Annotated in this window: 5 protein-coding genes; 2 read left to right on the plus strand and 3 right to left on the minus strand. The window is 43.7% G+C overall.

Annotated elements, in window-relative coordinates:
- A partial coding sequence (locus AC1DO4_RS27435) for an HAD-IIA family hydrolase (RefSeq protein WP_477420958.1) occupies nt 1–719 on the minus strand: 719 nt, incomplete at its 3' end.
- Nucleotides 720–970: 251 nt separating this feature from the next.
- On the opposite strand from AC1DO4_RS27435, the gene AC1DO4_RS27440 reads away from it, so the two are divergent.
- Nucleotides 971–1,924, plus strand: coding sequence for a GLPGLI family protein (locus AC1DO4_RS27440; protein ID WP_477420959.1), 954 nt, complete (start codon nt 971–973; stop codon nt 1,922–1,924).
- A complete protein-coding gene (locus AC1DO4_RS27445; protein WP_477420960.1) occupies nt 1,921–4,593 on the plus strand; it encodes a hypothetical protein in 2,673 nt (890 codons plus the stop codon). The genes AC1DO4_RS27440 and AC1DO4_RS27445 overlap by 4 nt, the downstream gene beginning before the upstream one ends.
- 40 nt (nt 4,594–4,633) lie before the next feature.
- On the opposite strand, the gene AC1DO4_RS27450 is transcribed toward AC1DO4_RS27445, so the two are convergent.
- Together AC1DO4_RS27450 and AC1DO4_RS27455 are read right to left on the minus strand one after the other, a co-directional pair.
- Nucleotides 4,634–5,440, minus strand: coding sequence for a (Fe-S)-binding protein (locus AC1DO4_RS27450; protein ID WP_477420961.1), 807 nt, complete (start codon nt 5,438–5,440; stop codon nt 4,634–4,636).
- A gap of 61 nt (nt 5,441–5,501) precedes the next feature.
- Nucleotides 5,502–5,928: 4Fe-4S dicluster domain-containing protein (locus tag AC1DO4_RS27455; RefSeq protein ID WP_477420962.1), on the minus strand; the 427-nt coding region annotated here is incomplete at its 5' end.

Raw genomic sequence — 5,928 nt, forward strand, 5'->3', positions numbered from 1 at the left:
GGTTTGAAAGCATAATTGCCTAACGTCTCTTTATTTGATATCCCAGACAATACCAGGATAGTTTTATACCCCATTTGAACACCACCCTGGATATCTGTTTCCATGGTATCGCCAATTACGGTTGTTTCCGCGGTTTCCAGGCCAAGGAATTTCCGGGCCGAGCGCATCATCACCGGGCTTGGTTTGCCGGTAACAAATGCTTTTCGACCTGTTGCTTCTTCAATCATTGCTGTGGTAGCTGCTATACCCAAATTATTCCATCCCGGTTTTTTTGGGGAAGGATCCCTGTTGGTTGTGATGAATTTTGCGCCGGCAAGAATCATATCTACCGCCCGTTGTACCATCTCAAGTGTAAAATTCCTGCCTTCACCCAAAACTACAAATTCAGGGTCCGAGTCGACCAGGGTGATGCCGTTTTCATGCAGGCTGGTCAGTAACCCGCCTTCACCCAGCACATAAGCTGTACCGTTGGGGCTTTGGTCACCCAAAAATTTGCCGGTAGCCATTGCACTGGTGTATACATGTTTGGTTTCTACAGTTATGCCCATCCTTTTTAATTTACGTACCACCTCCAGGCTTGTGCGCTGGCTGTTATTGGTCATAAATGCAAAAGGTATATTATTAGTTATCAGTTGTTTAATGAATTTATCGGCTCCGGCAATCAGCTCTTCTCCGCTGTAGATCACACCGTCCATATCAATTAAAAGTCCTTGCTTCATTTTTGGGTTTTTATAGTTGAATTACAGCTGCAAGGTAATGGTGTAAATCAATAACATCAAATCCATATGAAAATAAACCTGCCGGGGAGTTTTTTATTCCACTTCTGGGTACAACAACCAATGGCAAAGTCATGTGCATTTGTTAAAAAGTGTTAATTCTACGAAAAGTTCGTAGTAAAACTATTTTGTTAGTTATATTTGAATTGTCAAAAATAATTTCAGCTCGTTAATAAAAACTTATCCTGATCATCATGAAAAAAACGACCCTTCTTTTCGCCGCCTTTTCACTTGTTATTTTTAGTGTGAGGGCTCAAAAGCCTGATACCGCCAAAGCGATTGTTCATTATAAATTTTCGCACCTGCGCGACACCACCAACCGCGATAAACCCTATACCGAAAACATGATATTGTTTGTGGGAGCAACCTCCAGTGCTTACAAAAGTTATGACCGCAAAATACAGGAGGCTCTGATGAAAAAACAGGTTGCCGACCAGGTTGCCGAGCAAAAAGGAAATGGCGGACCTATAAATATAAAAGTGACCAGCAGGGGAGAATCAACCCGGAACGAATTTTACCAGTTTCCGCTACAAAGTAAATTGGTTCGTAAAGAAAGGCTCATCACAGCTTACCTGATAGAGGAACCAATGCCGGCCATCAGCTGGAAGATCAGCAACGATACGGCCAGTTTTGCGGGACTGCATTGTCAGAAAGCCATGGGGCATTTTAAAGGTCGTGATTATACAGCATGGTTTTGCCCTGATCTGCCTTTTCATACCGGCCCCTGGAAATTAAACGGCTTGCCCGGCTTAATTGTTGAAGCCTATGATGCCCGGAAAGACGTGGTTTTTAAGTTTGATGGCATGGAAGAAGTGAGCAACGCACCGAAAACAGCAGCTGGTGTACCTGCGCCTACAGGCGGGTTAACGGTTAAAATGATAGGAATGGAAGATGACGCTGACCCCAATGTTATTGCACTGCCAACCGATGCTGTTAAAACCACTGAAAAGGAATTTAAGCGCCTGGAGGAAGCGATGCGTAAGGATCCTAATGCATTTGCTAAATCGGCTATGGCTGGTTCTGGTATGAATATGAGACCTGGGGGCGCAAATGGCCCAGGCCTTGGTCCTGGTGACCAGATGAGGATAGTGGTAAATGGAAACGGCCCGGTGATTAACAACCCAATAGAATTACCCGAAAAGAAATGAGTTTTTTACATAAAAGTGCCGGGGCATTCATTTTATGTATGCTCGTGGCTGTGCTATGCCTTGGCCAAAATATAAAAGGTACCGTTACAGATAGCCTCGGCAAACCTTTGGGTTATGCCAGCATCAACCTGAAAGGCAGCAATAACTTTATTATTGCCTATACTACCAGTGGTGTAAACGGGGCTTATAATTTAACCCTGCCTGCTGATGCTGATAAGAATGGCCTTACCCTTGAAATAAGCTGCATCGGTTTTAAAAAAGAAATAAAACCGATAACAGTTTTTACAATACCTTATAACTTTAAACTCTCCACCGCGGTGCACCAATTAAAAACGGTTACCGTTAAAGATAACCGGCCACGACTTCGCACCAGCGGCGACACCCTGAGCTACAAGGTATCTGATTTTGGCAGTCCGCAGGATAGAGTAATTGGCGATGTAATTAAAAAGCTGCCGGGGATAGACGTGGCCAAAGATGGCAAGATAAGCTATAATGGTAAGGCTATATCAAACCTCTACATCGGCGGCGATAACCTGTTGGATGATAAATACAATATTGCCACCAGCACCATCCCCAATGGGGTGGTTGACCAGGTACAGGTAATGGAAAACCACCAACCCATAAAAATGCTGAAGGATAAGGTTGTAAGTGAGGATGTTGCCTTAAACCTCATTATTAAAAAAGATGCGAAAATGCAAATGATAGGCCAGGAAACCGTAGGAGCGGGGCTGCCGGGGAAGTATTATGAAGACCTGAACGCTATGATGTTTAAGGATAAATACAAGGCTATTAATTACCTTAAGGGAAACAATACAGGGTATGATGTGGCAGGCGACCTGGTATCGCATAATGCGGCAGATTACATGCAACGTATAGATAATGATAAACCGGGTACCGTACTTTCATTAGGTACAGCGGGCGATCCTGATTTGCCGCGTAACAGGTATTTGTTTAACCAGTCGGGCATTGTGAACCTGAATAACCTGATCAACCTGAAAAAAGATGTGCAGCTGCGGGCCAATATCTCCTATCTGCGCGATAACCAGCGCCAGGATTACCAGCGTTTTAGTGAAGTATACCTGCCCGGTGATACAATACGCTATACCGAGGTACAACACAATAAACGCCGGCCCGATCTGATACACAGCCAGTTTACGCTTAATATTAATAAAAGCAAATATTTTTTGAATGATAACCTGGTTACCGATTACAGCCATAACACCGCGTACTCTGCCCTTAACAGCAATGGTGTGCCCGTAAACCAGACTTTTAAGGATAACCTGTTTGATTTTTCGAACGAGCTTAATTTTATGCAAACCTTTAAATCAAATAAAATTGTGGAGGTTTACAGTTACATTAACCGCACATCCGAACCAGAAAACAGGGTGATTGAACCAAATCTGAATCCTGGTATATTTAACAGCGGCATCAATTATTCGCTGCTTACTCAAAAGGTTAATATCCCGGGCTGGTTTACAAATAATTATATTTCATACAAAATACCGGGGCAATATTTAACGCAAAGTTTTAAAGCAGGCTTCAGCGGGCAATCACAAAAATTAAACACCGATCTTACAGTTATACAGCTTAACAATACAAGCAACCTGGTATCTGATAGTTCCCTTAACAGTTTAAGCTGGTCGCGCAATAAATTGTATGCCGAAGCAGACTATGATATACCAGGCAAAATTCTTAAAATTAATGTGAGCCTGCCGCTTAGCCTGCAGCAAACTCACTATAATGATCCGTATTATCAGTTAGATAACAGTCTTACCCGCCTGTATTTTAACCCGCATCTATCGGTTAAATACCAAAGTGGTATTGAAAACTATTTTACACTGAATTACAGCCTGCGTAATAACATCGGCAATATACAGGATGTGTACCGGGGCTATATACTTACCAATTACCGTACCTTGTATGCCAACAGCGCAGCTTTAACCGAGCGGCAAAGCCAGAACGCCGGGTTGGGCTTTAATTATCGAAAAGCCATTACGCTATTCTTTTTTAGCCTGAATGCTGCTTATAGTCATATCTATTCTAACAATATCGCTTCCAGTATTTTAACCAATAACATACAGCAACGGATTGTATTACCTTATAATAACCATATGGATACATGGACAGTAAGTGGTTACGCAAGTAAATATGCATTTGATTTAAACACCACCTTCAGCGGGGGCGCATTATGGCAAACCACAAAATTAAACCAGGTGCAAAATGGCTTGATATTACCTTTTAACACGATATCTGAAACCTTAAACGCAGGTGCAGAAACCAAGGTAAGTAATGTTATAACAATGAGCTATAAAGCTAACTATAGCCAAACCACCAGTAAGTCGCCGGCTATAAGTAACAGTTCAAAATTTCAGCGGCTGATACAAACCGCGTCTGTAAATTATAATCCGCTTAGTACGCTGTTCTTTAATTTTTCGGCAGACCACTATTATACCCACCAGCAGCAGGCTAATGACCTGAAATATTTTTTTGCTGATGCATCTATCCGTTACAAATTCAGCAAAACCAAACTTGACTTGGAGCTAACAGGCCAAAACCTGTTCAACGTAAAAAACTATACCGCGTTATACTTATCTGCCAATGTATTTACGTCAAGCTCGTACGCCATACCTGGGCGCATGGTATTGGCTAAAGTGATGTTTAACCTGTAAACAACCGGCTTCGGTAATTATATAATTAAATGTTGTAACGTTATAACCCATTCGCCCTAACGGTGATCTCGGCAATGTCCAGCACCTGTATCTGCTGATCTTTTTCATTGAGTTTTACGCCATCTGTAAGCATGGTCATACAAAACGGGCATGCGGAAGCCACCACCTGGGCTTTAACTGCTATAACCTCCTGGATCCGCTCCATGTTGATATCCTTTTTACCCGGTTCCGGTTCTTTAAACATCTGCCCGCCGCCCGCGCCACAGCATAAGCCGTTTGATCTGCAGCGTTTCATTTCTACCAGCTCGGTATCCAGAATCTCCAGTGCCGCACGCGGAGCCTCATAAACATTGTTGCCGCGCCCCAGGTAGCAGGGATCATGAAAAGTGATCTTTTTGCCCTTAAAGCTTTCGCCCCCTTCGGCTTTTAGCTTACCCTCATCWATCAGYTGCTGAATAAGCTGGGTATGGTGGATCACTTCGTAATTACCGCCCAGGCCCGGGTATTCGTTTTTAATGGTATTAAAACAATGSGGGCAGCCGGTTACAATTTTTTTGATATGGTAGCYATCCAATACCTGGATATTGGTCATGGCCTGCATCTGGAACAAAAATTCGTTACCGGCCCGCTTGGCSGGGTCACCGGTGCAGCTTTCCTCGGTACCCAACACGGCATAGCTGATACCCACATGATGCAGGATCTTACAGATATCACGGGTTATTTTTTGTGCCCGCTCATCAAAACTACCCGCACAGCCAACCCAGAACAGTATCTCGGGCTCTTTGCCTTCGGCAGCCATTTGGGCCATGGTAGGTATCTTTATTTCGGATTTTGGATTTTTCACCATTATTTAATTTTTATTTGGCGTTCACCAGGGCTTCGCCGTTTTCCATTTCGGATTTATCATTTTACTTCTCCGCCCAGTTCAACCTGTCAGCCTGGCTATATTTCCAGGGGGCGCCGTTGTTTTCTACATTGCCAAACATGTTATTCAGGCTGGCAGGGGCCTGCGATTCTTCCATCACGATATAGCGGCGCATTTCGGTAATAATCTCCAATGGGTTAATGTTTACCGGACAGGCCTCTACGCAGGCATTACAGGTGGTACAGGCCCATAATTCCTCCCGGCTGATATAATTATCGAGCAAGGCTTTGCCATCGTCATAGTCTTTCCCATGCTTATCCAGGTTATTTCCTACTTCGGTGATCCTGTCGCGGGTATCCATCATGATCTTGCGGGGAGATAATAGCTTGCCGGTAATATTGGCCGGGCAAACACTGGTACACCTGCCGCACTCGGTGCAGGTATAGGCATCCATCAGGTTTTTCCAGCTG

The sequence above is a fragment of the Mucilaginibacter sp. P5_A6 genome, assembly GCF_056400585.1.